Genomic DNA, 16,354 nt, shown 5'->3' with positions numbered 1-16,354 from the left:
CTTCTCCTTATTGAAACTCACATTAAAGCGAGAGTTTTTTCTTGAAATTGATTTTATCAAGACCGATGCCTACAACAATGTAGATTAATGCTCCTACACCGGGCTGCAACCAGCAAGTGGGAAGTTCCGCAATTGCGGCACCAAAGTCATACATAAGACCGTTTGCAATAAAGTAACCGCCGATTGTAACGATTGTTGTTGGAATGAGCATAAGAAGTGATGACGGACTGATGATTTTTTCATCTTTGCCACGCTTCTTCATCGCCATTCTGCAAAGCACAAACGGAACTGCGTTGACAGCCTTGATAATAGCTGTTGGGATTGCCCAATGCGGATAACCCGAAATGAGGTCGGCAAGAGCGCCGCCGATTGATGATGCGATAATTCCGAAAGGTCCGGGAAGAATACTTGCGGCGAGATAAATCATAGAGTCGCCTGCATGAGAGTATCCAAGCGGTGACGGAATCTTGATAAAAGCAGTTGTAACGGTAATAAGAGCCGCACACATTGCCGTAATTGCAATCAGCTTTACATTAAATTTTGAATCGGTTTTTGAAACAGTTTTAGCAGTCATAGTAATTTCCTCACAAAAGCATTTTTAAATGTTTCTCAAATTCAATACCCTCGTTGCGGTGAATACCGAGTTTAACGGTTTCGCAAAGCGAGGTCTGTATGAATTTTACCGCCAGATTTACGGTATCTTTCAGGCTGTCACCACGGAGCAGTCCCGAAAAGACAACCGAGGCAAACAAGTCACCTGTACCCGAATAACTTCCGCCCGTCTTTTCACAGCTGACACAAAACACCTCATCATCGGCTGCAATAAGATTGTTAATCTTTGTAACCTCATCGGAAATTTTATGCTCAATGCCTGTAACAATCACGGTTTTCACCTTGTAGAGTTTCAAAAGCTTTTTGGCAAGCTCTGCAACCGTATCGAGAAAATCGGGAGAATCGGCATTTTTAATCAGTTCTGAATAGTCGGTATCGCACAGAATACAACATTCGGTAAGGTTCGGGGTGATTACATCGGCAACAGAAACAAGTTTTTTCATCTTTTTGCCGAGAGTTTCGGTATAAAGACTGTAGGTTCTTCCGCCGTCACCGAGAACCGGATCCACAAGTACAAGCGTGTTGTCGGTTTCAAAGCTGTCTATAAATGAAAGAATTTTGTCCACCTGCTTTTCGCTTGAGAGGAAACCCGTATAGATTCCGTCAGGCTGAAAGCCGAGTTTTTTCCATTCACTTGTGTAATAATCAAGCTTATCCGTGCAATCGTTGCAGTAAAAGCTTTCAAATCCCGTCTGACTTGTCAAAACGGCTGTCGGCATAGGACACGCCTGAATGCCCATTACGGACAAAACAGGGATTGCCGCCGTCAGCGAACACTTGCCAAGCCCTGAGAGATCATTGATTAATACAGCTTTTTTTGTCATCATACCACGCCTTAAAATTTCTGAACAGTTCAACATTTATCTTGTGATGTTGTCATTATACAACACCACTGTCATTATTTGTATGTACAATTTTCAGAATTTTTATAGGTACAGTTTGCAAGATACAAAAAAGACACCTCACATTGAAGGTGCCTTTTCATATTTATAAACTGATTTTCTGTTAAAACTCATAATGTGACCACATAGAGATTATTTTTACGATTTTCTCTTCATCATAAACCATATAGACAAGTCTGTGCTGAGAATTTATTCTGCGTAAATAGCATTGTTTCAAATTTCCGATAAGCCGTTCATAAGGCGGTGGATTTTGAAAAGGATTTTCGCTGATAAGTTCAAGCAAATTCTGCACATTACGCTTTAATGCAGGATACTGCTTGATTTTCTCCTTATCATTTTGGGCTGATTTTGTAATCATCAGCTTATAATTACCACTCAAATTTTTCACACTCCTCAAGCGGAGTTTCAATTCCGTCCTTTAATTTTTCACTCATACCGGGAATTGAATTAAGATACATTGTTTCAACAAGATTATTATAATCTTCTTCACTTATAAGAACAGCATTTCCGCTTTTGGTGCTGATGTTTATAGGTTCATTATACTTTACAGTCTGATCAATCAATTCAAAAATTTGTTTTCTGAAATTAGTTACATTAGTATTAATCATAAACGCACCTCCTATATTACTATATGTACATTATAGCGTACATATAGTAGAAAGTCAATATTTTTACAACAAAATTCCGCAGGTTTTCTTAATCATATGCCCCGCCTCGTGCATTGTCGTGGCAGTTTTGGTTTGTCGGTGTGCATTTTTGGCTTTATCAACAAAGCAAACATAAAATGATTGTACAGTTTACCGATATAATTAAAGGTCGGAATATTGTATAATTATTTACATATTCTATTTATTGTGGGGTTGATATGTATGTGGAAAGAACTTCGTACACAGCATGAAATTGACAATTTCATGAAAGAAATTATCGGATTTCACGACAGTTGCATAAAAGAAATAAAATATTCAAGCGGTGCTTATGTCGAAAAGAATCTGTCAATGTCACCAGTAAACACAAAGCGTACATTAACAGTTCTTATTCAGCGACAATTTGAGGATATTTCCGCACTTGAACTTGAGTTTTCGGAACTTGAGTATATAAGAATGTACCCTGTAAATCCGGACTACACCTGTGAAATATTGGACGCATCATTTTTCATAAAAGACGGTCTTATTTATTGGTGCGACAACGGTGATGTAAAGGAAGATGACATACACAATTATAAAGGCACGGTCATCTGCTCAAAGAAAGTTCGTTGGAGAAATGCAAGCGAGCTTATCGGTAAAAGAGATTTTTATAAAAGTGCAAACGAATAACAGACAGCAATTTAAAAGCAACGAAGTTTTTGCTCCGTTGCTTTTTTTGTTAACCTATAAAATCATTAAAAGATTTTTGTGCTATATCCGATACTATTCTCTGCATTTCAGAACGGGAATTTGCGTTTCTCGCCCTGTCAATGCAGCTTTCACGGTACTTTTTCGGCATACTTGAAAAGACAAACATTGCGTCGGGATTTTCACCGAGTGCCATTGTAAAGCCAAGCGGCAAATCCCATTTTTCTCCGAGTATTTCTGCAGTTCTGTTCACCGTAATCACCCCTGTTTTAGTTTTTGCCTAGGGATTTAAGATACAACAGAGAATAATCGGAAAATATAAACCGAAAATAAAATAAAATTACTTCTGCTCTGCAACAACAGCAAAGAATACAAGGTCGGAGTCGCTGTCATTAATAAGGCTGTGTGTATGACCTTTCGGGCAATAGTGGCACACGCCTGCCTCAACCCTTTCATACTCACCGTCCATAAGCACCTTGCCTGTTCCCTCAATGATGTAGAACATTTCGCAGTTGCCCTCGTGAGTGTGAAGTCCGATTGACGCACCGCTTTCAAGGCGACCGTGCATAATAATATTTCTGTCATCCGTGAATTTCTTTACGGCGTATGCCTTTTCCCCACCTTTAAAATTCGGCAAAATCTGTTCTTCCATATGTTTAAAATCAATAATCATATTTCTTGTCCTCCTGATTAAATTGAAATTTTAAAGTTCTTTATAATAAGGACAGATGTCCTCATAGTGACCGTCTTTCATCAAAAAGCCTTTTGGAATAACTCCGAGTTTTACAAAGCCAAGGCTTTCATAAAGTTTTCTTGCAGGTTTGTTGGTTCTCACAACAGCATTGAACTGCAAAATTTTGAAGCCGTATTTTTTAGCACGCTCAAGGCAATCCGACACAAGCTTTCTGCCGACACCTTTTCCCCTTGACGATGAGTAAACCGCATAGCTTGCATTACAAATATGACCGCATCTGCCAACATTATTCGGATGAAGAATATACATTCCGAGAATCTCGCCGTTTTCATCGGTTGCAACGGGACAACAAGTTTGCTCTGCAAAAAACTTTTTTCCGCTTTCAAAATCAAGTTCTTCAGTCTGCGGAAAGGCAACTCCGTCCCTTACAACTTCATTCCATACGGAAATCATACCATTAATATCATTTTCCCCGTATTCTCTCACGGTAATACTCATTTTCAGTCACCTCGGGTTAATTTTAGCACTATAAGTTAAAATTTTCAATCCAAACGGCTGAAATATTTACTATTTTTACCTTTTTTAAATTGCAAATTAATCTTGAAATTTGTCGAAAGATACTGTATAATCTATTTATAGAATTGAATAAGAATGATCTTATCAAGAGTGACTGAGGGGACAGGCCCTGTGAAGTCCGGCAACCTGCGTATGCAAGGTGCCAAATCCTGCGGTATTTACCGAAAGATGAGTAAACACAGCACCTTTCGGATGAACGGTGCTTATTTTTTTGGAAGGAGTTTTCTAAATGGCTAAACATTTATTTACATCCGAGTCTGTAACGGAAGGTCATCCCGACAAAGTGTGTGACCAGATTTCCGACGCAGTTCTTGACGAAATCCTCTCTCAGGATAAAAACGCCCATGTTGCCTGTGAGGTTACGGCTACAACAGGCATGATTCATGTTATGGGTGAAATTTCAACCGATTGCTATGTTGACATCGCAGATGTTGCAAGAAAGGTTGTAAACAACATTGGCTACAACGATCCGAAGTGCGGTTTTGACGGCAACACCTGTGCGGTTCTCACATCAATTGACGCACAGTCACCCGACATTGCAATGGGCGTAAACGAAAGCCTTGAGCTTAAAGACGGCGAAAGCGATACCGACAATCAGATTGGTGCTGGTGATCAGGGCATGATGTTCGGTTATGCGTGTGATGAAACACCCGAACTTATGCCAATGCCTATTTCTCTTGCCCACAAGCTTGCAAAACAGCTTACAAAGGTAAGAAAAGACGGCACTCTTTCATATCTCCGTCCCGACGGTAAGACTCAGGTTACTGTTGAATATGACGATGACAAGATTGTCGGCATTGACACGGTTGTAATTTCAACACAGCATGATGAAGATGTTACACTTGAACAGATTAGAAAAGACCTCATCGAGTATGTTATCAAACCGATTATCCCTGCTGAGCTTATGAACGAGAACACAAAGATTTTCGTAAACCCGACAGGCAGATTTGTAATCGGCGGCCCGGTCGGCGACTCAGGTCTTACAGGCAGAAAGATTATTGTTGATACCTACGGCGGATTTTCTCGTCACGGCGGCGGTGCATTCAGTGGTAAAGATCCGACAAAGGTTGACCGCAGTGCCGCTTACTACTCAAGATATATTGCAAAGAACATTGTTGCTGCTAAGCTTGCCAAGAAGTGCGAAATTCAGCTTGCATATGCAATCGGTGTTGCAAAGCCTGTTTCAATAATGGTTGACACATTCGGCACATCAAAATATTCAAACGAAGAACTGGCAAACGCTGTTGAAAAGGTATTTGACTGCCGTCCGCAGTCTATTATCAGACAGCTCAAACTCACGGAAACAAAGTATCTCCCACTTGCCGCTTACGGTCATATGGGCAGAGAAGAACTCGGTGTTGAATGGGAAAAGGCAAATAAGGTTGACGAGCTTTTAAAGGCTGTCGGCTAATAGAATTAAATTGTTCGATAATTTCGGGAGTAAGGTTTGTGCACAAACGCAAATTCTTGTTCCCGATTTTTTTATTTTAAAAAATATTGTTGATAAATTGTACAAACAATTACAATGCTACGCTCGGGCTTGATATGTTTTGTGGGCATTACAAACTATCTGCACGAATTGGGGACGGCGGCTCGCCGTGCGGGCAGATAATATCCGCCCCATACATTCTCATAACAACATATATTTCAAATATAAACGCAAAAATCCCGATTAACTTTTTACGGTTAATCGGGATTGTAATTTTTATACGGATATTATTTTTAATTCTTAACCAGAATTAAACTTCTGCAATAACCTCAACCTCAACAAGGACATCCTTTGGAAGCTGTTTTACTGCAACACAGCTTCTTGCGGGCTTTGATGTGAAATACTTGCCGTAAACCTCATTGAAAGCACCGAAATCTTCCATATTTTTTAAGAAACAAACTGTCTTAACAGCTTTTTCAAGTGAACTGCCTGATGCCTCAAGAACATTTTTAAGGTTTGTGCAAACCTGTTCTGTCTGAGCCTCAATTGTTGCAGCCTCAACATTGCCTGTTGCAGGGTTAATTGCAATCTGACCGGATGTAAAAACAAGACCGTTTACCTTTACAGCCTGTGAATACGGACCGATAGCGTCGGGAGCATTTTTAGTATAAACCTTTTCCATTATAATGACCTCCTGTCAATATATTAAAAATTACTGATTAAACAAGCTTAAAGCCTGCGTCAACAAGTGCATCACGAATTTCTTTAATCTGAGCAAAATCTCTTGTTTCAAGAACAACACGGAGGTAACAACCGTTTACATCCGTACCCTCTCCGCCTCTTTCGTGGTGGATAGAAATTACATTTGCGCCCTTTTCGGCAATGATATTTGAAACGGCAACGAGCTGACCGGGCTTATCCTGAAGTTCAACACAGAAAGTCTGCTGTCTGCCTGTCATGAGAAGTCCACGCTTGATAACTCTTGAAAGGATTGTAACATCAATGTTACCGCCTGATACAACGCAAACAACCTTCTTGCCCTTAACAGGGAGCTTGTTGAACATTACAGCAGCCAAAGGAGCTGCGCCTGCGCCCTCGGCAATCATCTTCTGTGACTCAATAAGCTTGAGAATTGCAGATGAAATTTCGTCATCGCTTACTGTTACGATATCGTCAACATACTTCTTAACATATTCAAATGTATGCTCACCCGGTTCTTTAACCTGAATACCGTCGGCAATTGTAGAAACGCTGTCAAGATGAACAGGCTCGCCGTTCTTGATTGACTCAACCATTGAAGGAGCGCCCTCTGCCTGAACACCGTAAACCTTAATGTTAGGATTAAGGCTCTTGATTGCACAGGCAACACCCGAAATAAGTCCGCCGCCGCCGATTGCACATACAACAGCGTCAACATCGGGCATTTCATTCATAATTTCGATACCGATTGTACCCTGACCTGCAATTACATTTTCATCGTCAAACGGGTGGATAAATGTATAGTTCTTTTCATCACGAAGTCTTAAAGCCTCGTTATAAGCGTCATCATAAACACCGGGAACCATACAAACCTCGGCTCCGTAGTTTTTAGTAGCCTCAACCTTTGAAATAGGTGCACCGTCAGGCAGACAGATAAGCGACTTGATACCGTACTTTGTAGCAGCAAGTGCAACACCCTGAGCATGGTTGCCTGCAGAACAGGCAATAACACCTCTTGCCTTTTCTTCTTCGGTAAGCTGAGAAATCTTGTAGCCTGAACCTCTTACCTTAAATGAACCTGTAATCTGAAGATTTTCGGGTTTGAGATAAACATCACAATCATCACAAATACCCCTTGCCTGAACGATATTAGTCTGTCTGATAACATCCTTCAAAACATATGATGCGTGATAGATTTTGTCTAATGTAAGCATACCAATTACTTCCTTTTCTATATGTATCCATTGCTTATTTTAATACAACAAGGCTTTAAAATCAAGTTTTTTTGGAATAAACAAAGGGAATTTTTGCAGGATTTTTTAAAGTCTTATTCATAATTCGCAAACAGAATATAAAATAATAATAACGAACAAATAAAAACACCTGCTTACAAGCGTAAACAGGCGTTTCTATGAAATTATGAAATTGGTATTAACTAATTGAATACTTACAGCCTAAGTTAAGCGAGTGATGCGCCAAGCTTTTTGCAAGCCTCAAGGGCGTCGTCATCGGGAGCATCGTTACAGATAACGCTTTCGCAAACAAGGTTTGCACCATCACCCTTACAGGTGTCCTCCCAGTTTCTCATCCATTCGCCGTCACCCCAGCCGTATGAACCGAAGAGGGCAATGCTTTTGCCGTTTAATGCACTTTCACATTCATTGAAAACAGGCTCAAACTCGCTGTCCTCAAGAACCTCCGCACCCATTGCAGGACAACCGAATGCAATGCCGTCAAAATCTGCAACCGATGAAGAATCAAAATCGTTTACATTTGCAAGAGTAACTTCTGCGCCTGCGGACTTTGCACCCTCGGCAACGGCTTCCGCCATCTGCTCTGTGTTACCTGTACCGCTCCAGAATACTACTGCTACTTTACTCATATTATATACTCACCTTTCAGTTTTTGTACTTGATTACACTTTAAGTCAGTTACACGCAACCGTCAGTTTCTGAATAGGTGTGCCCTGTAACCACTTAGAGTAATAGATGTCAGAACATTTTTTGAATTTGGCGAACTCTTTGGCTGCTTTTTCTTCATTACCGTAAACCTTCCAGCAACCTGAATATTTACAGCAATTTCCTTTATGAAGAATAAAGCCACGGACATCTTCGGGAGGATAACCGAGGAACAGTCCGATTTCGTGCGGGAACTCGGTTGAGTCTTTAAGTCGGTGGCGAAGCTCCCTTATACAGCGTGCGGCATCGTGTGAATGATACCCCTGCGACTCAAGCAGCTTGCACGCATATTCATCGGACAAATCAACAGCAAGCTTGGACGGGCGAAAAATATAGATTAAAGCCTTTCCGTTGCTGAACTTCAGTGGCAGAACTTTTATTCCCTTTTTGCAGAACATTTTATTCAGCTTTCTCACATCACATTCGCACTCAAGCCGTGATGAGTACGGACAGTTAAAAAGGTTAGCCGTTTTTATTCCTGCAAGCGTTGGGGAACAATGCTTGATAATTAAATCTTCTGACATCTTTTCCTCTAAATAATTGAATGAATGATTTGAATAGAATTGAATAAATACACCACAGTGATTATCCGATAATTGTTTTACAGTTAGCTTTTGCTAACTTAATTCCATAAGCAAGACTTGTTTGTTGTCTTTATCTTACAGTTAAAATATACCATCAATCAATGTTGTTATCAGCTCTTAAAAGGTTTTCTACGCTCCAAACGGACAGACAATTTCAGCAAAGATTTAGGGACAGCAAACGCTGTCCCTGAAAGGAGAAGAGATATTATGAATAATTACCCGGCAAAGTAATCATCAAATACTCTGCGGATATTTCCGCAGTTTGTCAGAAAAGAATATAGGCGTATCTTTTCGACAATGTTATTATAGCACCTTACAAAGTCTTTTTACTGCTCTTTACGGACATATAAGGCTCTGTTCAGACGAGCGATTTTCTGTACTCATTCGGCGATTTATTCATCACTCTTCTGAAAGCACCCGCAAACTTACTGCCGTTGTTGTAGCCGACAATTCCTGCAATTTCAAGCACACTTTTGTCGGTGTTTTTCAAAAGCGAGGCGGCCTTTTGCATTTTACAGTTCGTTATGTAGCCGTTAATCGTGTCGCCGTAGACACCCTTAAAACAGATCTTGAGAGAAGTTGAAGAGATGCCGAGCATATCGGCAAGCTCCGTAATTGTTATATGCTCGTCAAGATGAGCAAGCAGATATTTTTTTGCCTCTTTTGCGGCGGTAACCTGTGAGCGTGAAAAATATCGTCTTTCCTCACTCTCACCCTTGTATTCAAGACCGCTCAAAAACAAAAGAAGTTCAAGCACCTTAACCTTGTGATAACCCTTTCGGATATTTTCGGGAACGGAATAGAGTTCCGAAAAAATATGCTCAATGCTGATATTTTCACGCATAATTGAGTACGGCTTTTCGGAACAGAATTTCATTTCAAGCTCTTCGGGGCTGACAAAAACATCGTCAAGAATACACGAAAAACACCTTGGCACACGGTTCATATCAATTGCAACCGACACACCGTGGTAGTGGCTCAGCGGACAATATCTGTGTCGGATATTCTCCGTATTCTTCTGTATCGACAAATCACCCGATGCAAGGTAAAGATATTCGCCGTTTTTGTATTCAAACTCAATTCTGCCCTCCTGACAATGCGTGATGATGAGCATTTCTCTTCCCTTTGCAAGATTAATGTCACAACTTTGCATATGTACATCGTAATACACAAGCTCAATGCCTGAAAACACAGGATACACGGTGACCTCGCAATCGCCCGTGCTGTCCTGTGAACGGTATATGCTGAACGATTCGCAGTGTTCAACAGTCTGTATCATACCGTATGGATTGTCAATTTTCTGCAATACTGCCATAAACTCCTAAAAACCTTATTCCGCCTTCATAACGGTGTATGCGCCTATATCGTTAACTGTCTTTTTGAGGACTTTATCCTCAATTTCTCTTTTCATTCTGACCGTAACCCTGCCGGAAGAAACATCGGCTTCCGCCCACACACCGTCAATTGAATTGAGTGCGTTTTCTACTCTTGCGGAACAGTTTTTGCAGACCATTCCGTCAACAACAAGAGTTTTTTCATAAGGATAATGTGACTTATCCTTATCGGCAACCTTGTTTTTCTTAACGGTTTCGTCACTTGCTCCGCAACATCCGCTTGCAAGCTTTTTCTTGTAACTTCTGATTACGAGAACCACAAACGCAATGAATGCCACGGCAAGCAACCCGTAAAAAACATACTCCATATTTATCTCTCCTTTTATTTTTTAATTTTAATCGTCACTCTTTAAAGCCTGTGAGAGTTTGATTTTATTAATCTTCTTTTGAAGAATAAAGTATATAATTGCATAGCAGATAATGCCGATTACTGCCATTTCAACAAATACATACCACGGTACAACATATGGTAACCAACCCTTCATTTCAAACATAAAGTAATGGTACAAACCTGCAAAAACATAGTATATAAACGGAACACTTACAAGGATTGCACCTATTGTCACAACCGTTGTTGCACGGTTATACAGCATGCTCGCCTCTCTGTTTGAATAGCCGAGAATTTTCAGCATTGAAATATTCTGCTCGTTCTTTTCGATAACAAGCTTTGAAAGCAGATACATAAGGATAATGTAAATCAGAACCGAGAAGCCTACAAGAAGTGTGAACGACATACCCATTGAATCGTCAAGCTGATCCGTTACGGTTGTAAGGTCTTTCTGAGTGATTGTTGTTGCAATGTACTTGTCGTCAATATCTTTAAGTTTTTCGTTGCTGAAATAGCCTGTAAAATATCCGTCATCCTTATCAAAAACATCGTTAAAGTTATCGTTTGTCATAAACACACAAAGTGACGCAGGATAGTAGTAACTGCCAACAATTTTGAATGTGTATTTATTCTCGCCGTACTTATCCTTTAAAATAACCCTGTCGCCTACTTTAAGGCTGTATTTTTCGAGATATCCCTGTGATGCGACAACTTCATTTTTCTTTTTAGGAACATTAACCTTTGAAAGATACTCCGAACCATTCTCAATTCCGTAAGCTGAAATTTCTTCGTCATTTGACTCGTAAAGCGTTGTCATACAGAATTTTTCGGCAGCATCATTGCTTGTTTCAACAGGGGCTTTCAGAACATACTGATAATCGCAAATCATATTGTTTACAACTTCTGTTTTGTAGTTTGAAAGCAACGGATTGAGTGCAAGTCCAAAGAATAACAGCAGACCTGCAAACATAATTCCGAACACCATAATTATGTATGACGGAATGTTCTGGAGAATAATTCTCAGACGGAAACGGGTAAGAAATCTGAAATTTGGAAGTTTTGCCGCCTTTTTCTTTTTCTTCATATGAAAGTCATGTCTGAGAAATTGGAGCGGAGGCAATCTCAATGCCTTTGCAATTACAAACAGATTGATAAGTGTAATTATGATACACGGAATCACCGTTGTGAGTATGAACGCATCACCGTTCCACAAGGTCTGATAAGGCGGCAGACTGTAGCTGTGATAATACATATTCATCACAACATTTTTCATAGCCGTATAACCGAGAATATTGCCTATTACAGCCGCCGTAAAAGTTACAAGTGTGGGAACAACAAGGTAATGCCTTGTAAGCTCTCCCCTTGTGTAGCCCGACGCTCTGAGTGTACCGATTACCGAGGCTTCCTGTTCGACAGTGTCACGGCTTGTGATTGCAAATATAAAGCCGAATACAATGATAAGAACATAAAGCAATGTAAGCATCATAGTTTTGTCACTGCCGATATCGTCACCGCTGAACATAATAGCCTGATTGTCGGCACGCTTTACAAAATCTGTGAGCATTCCTGTTTTAACAAGCTCTTCCTTCACATCATCGCCCAGGTCATTTTTCCTGCTGTCTGAAAGATTTTTGTCATTGTCAATCCACGAGTAGCAATAAGTGTAGCTGTCATCGGCAATTTCGTCAAAATCGGCATCTGTGACAACCGCAACGGAAAACTTGTTTGCATCAAACATCATATCCGTGTTGTTCTTGAAAAGCGATGTATAATCCGAAAATGCAACCGTTGCGGAAACTGTCATATCCTTGTCGGCAAATTTGATTTTATCGCCGACTTTAATTTCATTGTTTTCTGCATAAAGTCTGTCAATTGCAATTTCACCGTTATTTTCGGGAAGATTACCCTCAAAAACAGAAATCTTATTGAAATCGTCACGATTCCTGTACAATCTCAAGGTATGTCCGTTCTTGATTTCTTCGTTCTTATAAAAATTCTTGTAAAGCTTAACTCCGAGGTTTTCAACATTTTCTTTTGTTTTGTCGTCAATTTCTGCGGCAAGGCAAAAGTGACCGTCCTCAACATTGTACTTTTCAAAAGAATTATCAAAGGCGGATTTCATGCTGTCGCCTGCGACAAGAAAGCCTGAAATAAAACCTATGCTTAAAATTAGAAAGAGGAAAAGTGCAATATATTTTCCCAAATCGTTTTTTATTTCTCTGGGTATTCGTTTTGTAAGAGGATTTCTCATAACGCACCTCCTACCAGTCAAGCTCTTGTGCCGGAGTTTTTTCCGTATTGACAATATCGTGTCTTATCTGACCGTCACGGAGTTTTATAACTCTGTCTGCCATATTTTTAATAGCGTCATTGTGAGTTACAAGTATAACGGTGTTACCGTACTTTTTATTTACATCTTCTATCAGCTTGAGAATTTCTTTTGAAGTTTTGTAGTCAAGAGCACCGGTGGGTTCATCACACAAGAGTAAGTCGGGATTTTTCACTATTGCTCTGCCGATTGATGTTCTCTGCTGTTGACCGCCAGAAAGCTGATTCGGAATTTTGTTTCTGTGTTCATAAAGTCCGAGCGTTTTCATCAAATCGTCAACATTCAGGGGATTGTCGCTGAGATATGCACCGACTTCAATGTTTTCCCTTACAGTAAGGTTTGGAATGAGGTTGTAGGACTGAAAAACATAACCGAGGTGCTTTCTTCTGTAGAGTGAAAGCTGTTTTTCGTTCATTTTTTCAATTGTATCGCCGTTGATTGAGATACTGCCCTCCTCGGCAGTTTCAATACCGCCGATAATGTTAAGAAGTGTTGATTTGCCCGAACCTGACGGACCGAGCAAAACACAGATACTGCCCTTTTCAATATTGCAGTTTATGCCTTTGAGAACCTCTGTCCTGTTCTCACCTGTGCCGAAGAATTTGTGAATATTTTTGATTTCAAGATACATTTCGTATCACCTCTCATTATTTTTTACAATTCAGAATCGTACCGAATACACATTACTCATATAATTTCTTCAACACCAAATTCATAATTTCAATAACAAACAAGAAGGGGTACAGCTTTTTAGCTGTACCCCCTACAAAACATTTACTTATGATTATGGCAGTCACCGTGACACGCACAGTGCGCACAGTTTGCACCGCAGGAGGATTTGCCCTCTTTTTTGTCTTTTACCATACGGGCAACCACAAAAGCAATCACGGCAATAACAATTAATGCAACAATGATTGTGCCGATATTAGCTGCTAACCATTCCAACATATTTATTCCTCCCATTTGTTAATCAATAAATTTATTACTTCTTAGCCGGCTTAACTTTAAGAGTTGTAGCCTCTTTATAAGGTCTTACGAGCATATAAATCATAAATGCAAATACTGCAACGGCAAAAATAAGACCGATTACATTAAGACCGCCTGCAAAGATTGAACCGAACTGGAATACCATAAATGCAATTACGTAAGCAAATACACACTGGTAACCGACTGCGAACCAGAACCACTTGATGTTGTTCATCTCTCTCTTGATAGCACCCATAGCGGCAAAGCAGGGAGCACAGAGAAGGTTGAAGAGAAGGAACGAGAAACCGCTGAGTCCTGTGAATGCGGCACCGATTTCTGTCCATCCGCCCGGATAAAGGATACCCATTGTACCAACGATGTTTTCCTTAGCAACAAGACCTGTGATGGATGCAACGGTTGCCTGCCAGTTGCCCCAGCCGAGCGGTGCAAAAATCCATGCAAGACCGTTACCGATTGCGGCAAGAATTGAGTTTCCGATTTCGTCCTCACCGAGCATACGGAATGTACCGTCAACAAATCCGAAGTATGTTGTGAACCAAACAAGGATTGTTGAAAGGAGAATGATTGTGCCGGCTTTCTTGATAAATGACCAGCCACGCTCCCACATTGAACGGAGAAGGTTGCCTACTGTCGGAAGATGATAAGCCGGAAGCTCCATTACAAACGGAGCGGGATCGCCTGAGAACATCTTTGTCTTTTTAAGCATAATGCCTGAAACTACGATTGCAGCCATACCGATGAAGTAAGCCGATGTTGCAATCCACGGTGAACCACCGAAGATAGCACCTGCAATCATAGCGATAAACGGCTGTTTAGCACCACAGGGAATGAATGTTGTTGTCATAATAGTCATACGGCGGTCACGCTCATTCTCGATTGTACGGGACGCCATGATACCCGGAACACCGCAGCCTGTGCCGACAAGCATTGGGATAAACGACTTACCCGAAAGACCGAACTTACGGAAGATACGGTCGAGTACGAATGCGATACGAGCCATATAACCGCAGCTTTCGAGGAAAGCAAGGAGAATGAAGAGTACAAGCATCTGCGGAACAAAGCCGAGAACCGCACCTACGCCGGCTACGATACCGTCAAGGATAAGACCGTTGAGCCAGTCTGCACAGTTGATTGCATCAAGGCCGTTGCCGATAAGAACAGGAATACCGGGAACCCAGATTCCGTATGTTGCGGCATCGGGAGCACCGTAACCCTCTTTATAATCTGTATTGAGGTAGTTTGAAACAGCCTTTTCAAGATCAGATTTCTTAGTATCGGGAGTTTCTGTAATTTCAAGAGTTTCTTCATCCTGAACAGAATATGTAACGCTTGCGTCTGAAGGTGTGAGATTTACGAGTTCTGCAAGAGCTGCCTTAGCGGCATCTTCGGAATAATTTTCAGATTCAAGGTCAACAGCTTCGGCAATGTCGTCATTTCCGTACTGAGCATTGAATGCCTCGATAATTGCGTCTGAATCGCCGTAGGTTTCTTCAGCCTCGGCAGCCTGTGATGAACCGATACCGAAAAGGTGCCAGCCGTCACCGAAAAGACCGTCATTTGCCCAGTCAGTTGCGGCAGTACCTACTGTCTGCATTGAGATGTAGTAAACAAGGAACATAATAACCGCAAAAATCGGAAGGCCGAGCCAACGGTTGGTTACAACCTTATCAATCTTGTCCGATGTTGTAAGCTTACCCTTGTTTTTCTTCTTATAACAGCTCTTGATGATTGAGGCAATGTAGATGTATCTCTCATTAGTGATGATACTTTCTGCGTCATCATCAAGCTCTTTTTCAGCCGCCTGAATATCTTTTTCAATGTGGTCAATAACATTCTGCGGAATGTCAAGCTTTGCAAGAACCTTGTCGTCACGCTCAAAAATCTTAATAGCGTACCAACGCTGCTGTTCCTCTGGCATATTGTGAACAGCTGCCTCTTCAATGTGAGCGATTGCGTGTTCAACAACACCGTTAAAGCTGTGCATGGGGATTGTCTTTGTTGAGCCTGCGGCTTTGATTGCGGCCTCGGCAGCTTCCATAATGCCTGTGCCCTTAAGAGCCGAAATCTCAACAACCTTACAACCAAGCTGTCTTGAAAGCTCATCAATGTTGATTGAGTCGCCGTTCTTCTTAACGAGGTCAATCATATTGATTGCCACAACAACAGGGATACCGAGTTCTGTAAGCTGTGTTGTGAGGTAAAGGTTTCTTTCAAGGTTAGTACCGTCAATGATGTTGAGAATCGCATCGGGGCGTTCACCGACAAGATAGTTACGGGCAACAACCTCTTCAAGAGTATAAGGTGAAAGTGAATAGATACCGGGCAAGTCCATGATTGTAACATCCTTGTGCTTTTTGATCTTACCCTCTTTTTTCTCAACAGTTACGCCGGGCCAGTTACCGACAAACTGATTGGAACCCGTGAGTGCGTTAAACAAAGTTGTCTTACCGCAGTTAGGGTTACCTGCAAGAGCAATTTTAATTTCCATATATCAGTTATCCTCTCTTAGATTAGCAAAAGCTAACCGTAAT

Annotated in this window: 19 protein-coding genes and 1 riboswitch; of the genes, 2 read left to right on the top strand and 17 right to left on the bottom strand. The window is 41.0% G+C overall.

Translation table 11 applies throughout. The features are described from left to right. Nucleotides 1-22: 22 nt before the first annotated feature. The 4 genes from WMO31_RS01405 to WMO31_RS01390 form a co-directional block, all read right to left on the bottom strand. Nucleotides 23-574: an ECF transporter S component gene (locus WMO31_RS01405; protein WP_270260019.1), complete on the bottom strand. Its 552-nt coding sequence runs from the start codon at nt 572-574 to the stop codon at nt 23-25. A 10-nt stretch (nt 575-584) separates the two neighbouring features. Beyond that, nucleotides 585-1,439 carry a pyridoxamine kinase gene (locus tag WMO31_RS01400; protein WP_242996872.1) on the bottom strand — a complete coding sequence of 285 codons (855 nt, stop codon included), beginning with the start codon at nt 1,437-1,439 and terminating at the stop codon, nt 585-587. A gap of 178 nt (nt 1,440-1,617) precedes the next feature. Continuing rightward, nucleotides 1,618-1,893: a Txe/YoeB family addiction module toxin gene (locus WMO31_RS01395; protein ID WP_303676082.1), complete on the bottom strand. Its 276-nt coding sequence runs from the start codon at nt 1,891-1,893 to the stop codon at nt 1,618-1,620. Beyond that, nucleotides 1,883-2,122 (bottom strand): type II toxin-antitoxin system Phd/YefM family antitoxin, encoded by a 240-nt coding sequence (locus tag WMO31_RS01390; protein ID WP_303676080.1) that lies wholly within the window; start codon nt 2,120-2,122, stop codon nt 1,883-1,885. Before WMO31_RS01390 ends, WMO31_RS01395 begins: the two co-directional genes overlap by 11 nt. Nucleotides 2,123-2,383: 261 nt before the next feature. Here WMO31_RS01390 and WMO31_RS01385 point away from each other — a divergent pair, with 261 nt between their 5' ends. Beyond that, on the top strand, nt 2,384-2,827 hold the full coding sequence (locus WMO31_RS01385) for a hypothetical protein (protein WP_294439367.1): 444 nt from the start codon (nt 2,384-2,386) through the stop codon (nt 2,825-2,827). Between the two features lie 49 nt (nt 2,828-2,876). Here WMO31_RS01385 and WMO31_RS01380 read toward each other — a convergent pair whose 3' ends face one another. The 3 genes from WMO31_RS01380 to WMO31_RS01370 all read right to left on the bottom strand — a co-directional run bounded on the left by WMO31_RS01380 (nt 2,877) and on the right by WMO31_RS01370 (nt 4,037). Further along, on the bottom strand, nt 2,877-3,098 hold the full coding sequence (locus WMO31_RS01380) for a hypothetical protein (RefSeq protein ID WP_117520071.1): 222 nt from the start codon (nt 3,096-3,098) through the stop codon (nt 2,877-2,879). 87 nt (nt 3,099-3,185) lie between these two features. After that, nucleotides 3,186-3,518, bottom strand: coding sequence for a cupin domain-containing protein (locus WMO31_RS01375; protein ID WP_118099981.1), 333 nt, complete (start codon nt 3,516-3,518; stop codon nt 3,186-3,188). Between the two features lie 30 nt (nt 3,519-3,548). Beyond that, on the bottom strand, nt 3,549-4,037 hold the full coding sequence (locus WMO31_RS01370) for a GNAT family N-acetyltransferase (protein WP_367999083.1): 489 nt from the start codon (nt 4,035-4,037) through the stop codon (nt 3,549-3,551). Between the two features lie 156 nt (nt 4,038-4,193). Continuing rightward, a riboswitch (SAM riboswitch) is annotated at nt 4,194-4,290 on the top strand. 54 nt (nt 4,291-4,344) lie between these two features. On the opposite strand from WMO31_RS01370, the gene metK reads away from it, so the two are divergent. Then, entirely contained in the window at nt 4,345-5,526 is a 1,182-nt protein-coding gene (metK, locus tag WMO31_RS01365; RefSeq protein ID WP_367999082.1) for a methionine adenosyltransferase, read from the top strand. 328 nt (nt 5,527-5,854) lie between these two features. On the opposite strand, the gene WMO31_RS01360 is transcribed toward metK, so the two are convergent. The 10 genes from WMO31_RS01360 to feoB form a co-directional block, all read right to left on the bottom strand. Beyond that, a complete protein-coding gene (locus WMO31_RS01360; protein WP_015523593.1) occupies nt 5,855-6,226 on the bottom strand; it encodes a RidA family protein in 372 nt (123 codons plus the stop codon). Between the two features lie 37 nt (nt 6,227-6,263). After that, on the bottom strand, nt 6,264-7,457 hold the full coding sequence (ilvA, locus tag WMO31_RS01355; RefSeq protein WP_015523592.1) for a threonine ammonia-lyase: 1,194 nt from the start codon (nt 7,455-7,457) through the stop codon (nt 6,264-6,266). Nucleotides 7,458-7,702: 245 nt separating this feature from the next. Continuing rightward, nucleotides 7,703-8,125 carry a flavodoxin gene (locus tag WMO31_RS01350; RefSeq protein ID WP_015523591.1) on the bottom strand — a complete coding sequence of 141 codons (423 nt, stop codon included), beginning with the start codon at nt 8,123-8,125 and terminating at the stop codon, nt 7,703-7,705. Nucleotides 8,126-8,170: 45 nt separating this feature from the next. Beyond that, the gene (locus tag WMO31_RS01345) at nt 8,171-8,725 is read right to left on the bottom strand and encodes a DUF3793 family protein (protein ID WP_015523590.1); all 555 of its coding nucleotides are present in this window, start codon (nt 8,723-8,725) and stop codon (nt 8,171-8,173) included. Nucleotides 8,726-9,143: 418 nt separating this feature from the next. After that, complete coding sequence (locus WMO31_RS01340) at nt 9,144-10,100, bottom strand: helix-turn-helix domain-containing protein (RefSeq protein ID WP_021883403.1); 957 nt, start codon at nt 10,098-10,100, stop codon at nt 9,144-9,146. 15 nt (nt 10,101-10,115) lie between these two features. Then, nucleotides 10,116-10,487: a heavy-metal-associated domain-containing protein gene (locus tag WMO31_RS01335; protein WP_367999081.1), complete on the bottom strand. Its 372-nt coding sequence runs from the start codon at nt 10,485-10,487 to the stop codon at nt 10,116-10,118. Between the two features lie 27 nt (nt 10,488-10,514). Next, complete coding sequence (locus tag WMO31_RS01330; protein ID WP_367999080.1) at nt 10,515-12,758, bottom strand: ABC transporter permease; 2,244 nt, start codon at nt 12,756-12,758, stop codon at nt 10,515-10,517. 10 nt (nt 12,759-12,768) lie between these two features. Continuing rightward, on the bottom strand, nt 12,769-13,467 hold the full coding sequence (locus WMO31_RS01325; protein WP_367999079.1) for an ABC transporter ATP-binding protein: 699 nt from the start codon (nt 13,465-13,467) through the stop codon (nt 12,769-12,771). A gap of 143 nt (nt 13,468-13,610) precedes the next feature. Then, nucleotides 13,611-13,784, bottom strand: a complete 174-nt coding sequence (locus tag WMO31_RS01320; protein WP_015523585.1) for a FeoB-associated Cys-rich membrane protein — start codon at nt 13,782-13,784, stop codon at nt 13,611-13,613. Nucleotides 13,785-13,818: 34 nt separating this feature from the next. Continuing rightward, nucleotides 13,819-16,311, bottom strand: coding sequence for a ferrous iron transporter B (feoB, locus tag WMO31_RS01315; RefSeq protein WP_367999078.1), 2,493 nt, complete (start codon nt 16,309-16,311; stop codon nt 13,819-13,821). Nucleotides 16,312-16,354 lie beyond the last annotated feature (43 nt).

It is taken from the genome of Ruminococcoides intestinale (assembly GCF_040095935.1).
Classification (GTDB): Bacteria; Bacillota; Clostridia; order Oscillospirales; family Acutalibacteraceae; genus Ruminococcoides; species Ruminococcoides intestinale.
The sequence above is the reverse complement of the archived record's forward strand: the minus strand, read 5'-3'. Positions and strand labels throughout refer to the sequence as shown.

What these genes read in the sequence shown, in the direction of transcription:
- WMO31_RS01405 (WP_270260019.1), bottom strand. Translation starts at nt 574, where the DNA reads ATGACTGCTAAAACTGTTTCAAAAACCGATTCAAAATTTAATGTAAAG.
- WMO31_RS01400 (WP_242996872.1), bottom strand. Translation starts at nt 1,439, where the DNA reads ATGATGACAAAAAAAGCTGTATTAATCAATGATCTCTCAGGGCTTGGC.
- WMO31_RS01390 (WP_303676080.1), bottom strand. Translation starts at nt 2,122, where the DNA reads ATGATTAATACTAATGTAACTAATTTCAGAAAACAAATTTTTGAATTG.
- WMO31_RS01385 (WP_294439367.1), top strand. Translation starts at nt 2,384, where the DNA reads ATGTGGAAAGAACTTCGTACACAGCATGAAATTGACAATTTCATGAAA.
- WMO31_RS01375 (WP_118099981.1), bottom strand. Translation starts at nt 3,518, where the DNA reads ATGATTATTGATTTTAAACATATGGAAGAACAGATTTTGCCGAATTTT.
- WMO31_RS01370 (WP_367999083.1), bottom strand. Translation starts at nt 4,037, where the DNA reads ATGAGTATTACCGTGAGAGAATACGGGGAAAATGATATTAATGGTATG.
- metK (WP_367999082.1), top strand. Translation starts at nt 4,345, where the DNA reads ATGGCTAAACATTTATTTACATCCGAGTCTGTAACGGAAGGTCATCCC.
- WMO31_RS01360 (WP_015523593.1), bottom strand. Translation starts at nt 6,226, where the DNA reads ATGGAAAAGGTTTATACTAAAAATGCTCCCGACGCTATCGGTCCGTAT.
- ilvA (WP_015523592.1), bottom strand. Translation starts at nt 7,457, where the DNA reads ATGCTTACATTAGACAAAATCTATCACGCATCATATGTTTTGAAGGAT.
- WMO31_RS01350 (WP_015523591.1), bottom strand. Translation starts at nt 8,125, where the DNA reads ATGAGTAAAGTAGCAGTAGTATTCTGGAGCGGTACAGGTAACACAGAG.
- WMO31_RS01345 (WP_015523590.1), bottom strand. Translation starts at nt 8,725, where the DNA reads ATGTCAGAAGATTTAATTATCAAGCATTGTTCCCCAACGCTTGCAGGA.
- WMO31_RS01340 (WP_021883403.1), bottom strand. Translation starts at nt 10,100, where the DNA reads ATGGCAGTATTGCAGAAAATTGACAATCCATACGGTATGATACAGACT.
- WMO31_RS01335 (WP_367999081.1), bottom strand. Translation starts at nt 10,487, where the DNA reads ATGGAGTATGTTTTTTACGGGTTGCTTGCCGTGGCATTCATTGCGTTT.
- WMO31_RS01330 (WP_367999080.1), bottom strand. Translation starts at nt 12,758, where the DNA reads ATGAGAAATCCTCTTACAAAACGAATACCCAGAGAAATAAAAAACGAT.
- WMO31_RS01325 (WP_367999079.1), bottom strand. Translation starts at nt 13,467, where the DNA reads ATGTATCTTGAAATCAAAAATATTCACAAATTCTTCGGCACAGGTGAG.
- WMO31_RS01320 (WP_015523585.1), bottom strand. Translation starts at nt 13,784, where the DNA reads ATGTTGGAATGGTTAGCAGCTAATATCGGCACAATCATTGTTGCATTA.
- feoB (WP_367999078.1), bottom strand. Translation starts at nt 16,311, where the DNA reads ATGGAAATTAAAATTGCTCTTGCAGGTAACCCTAACTGCGGTAAGACA.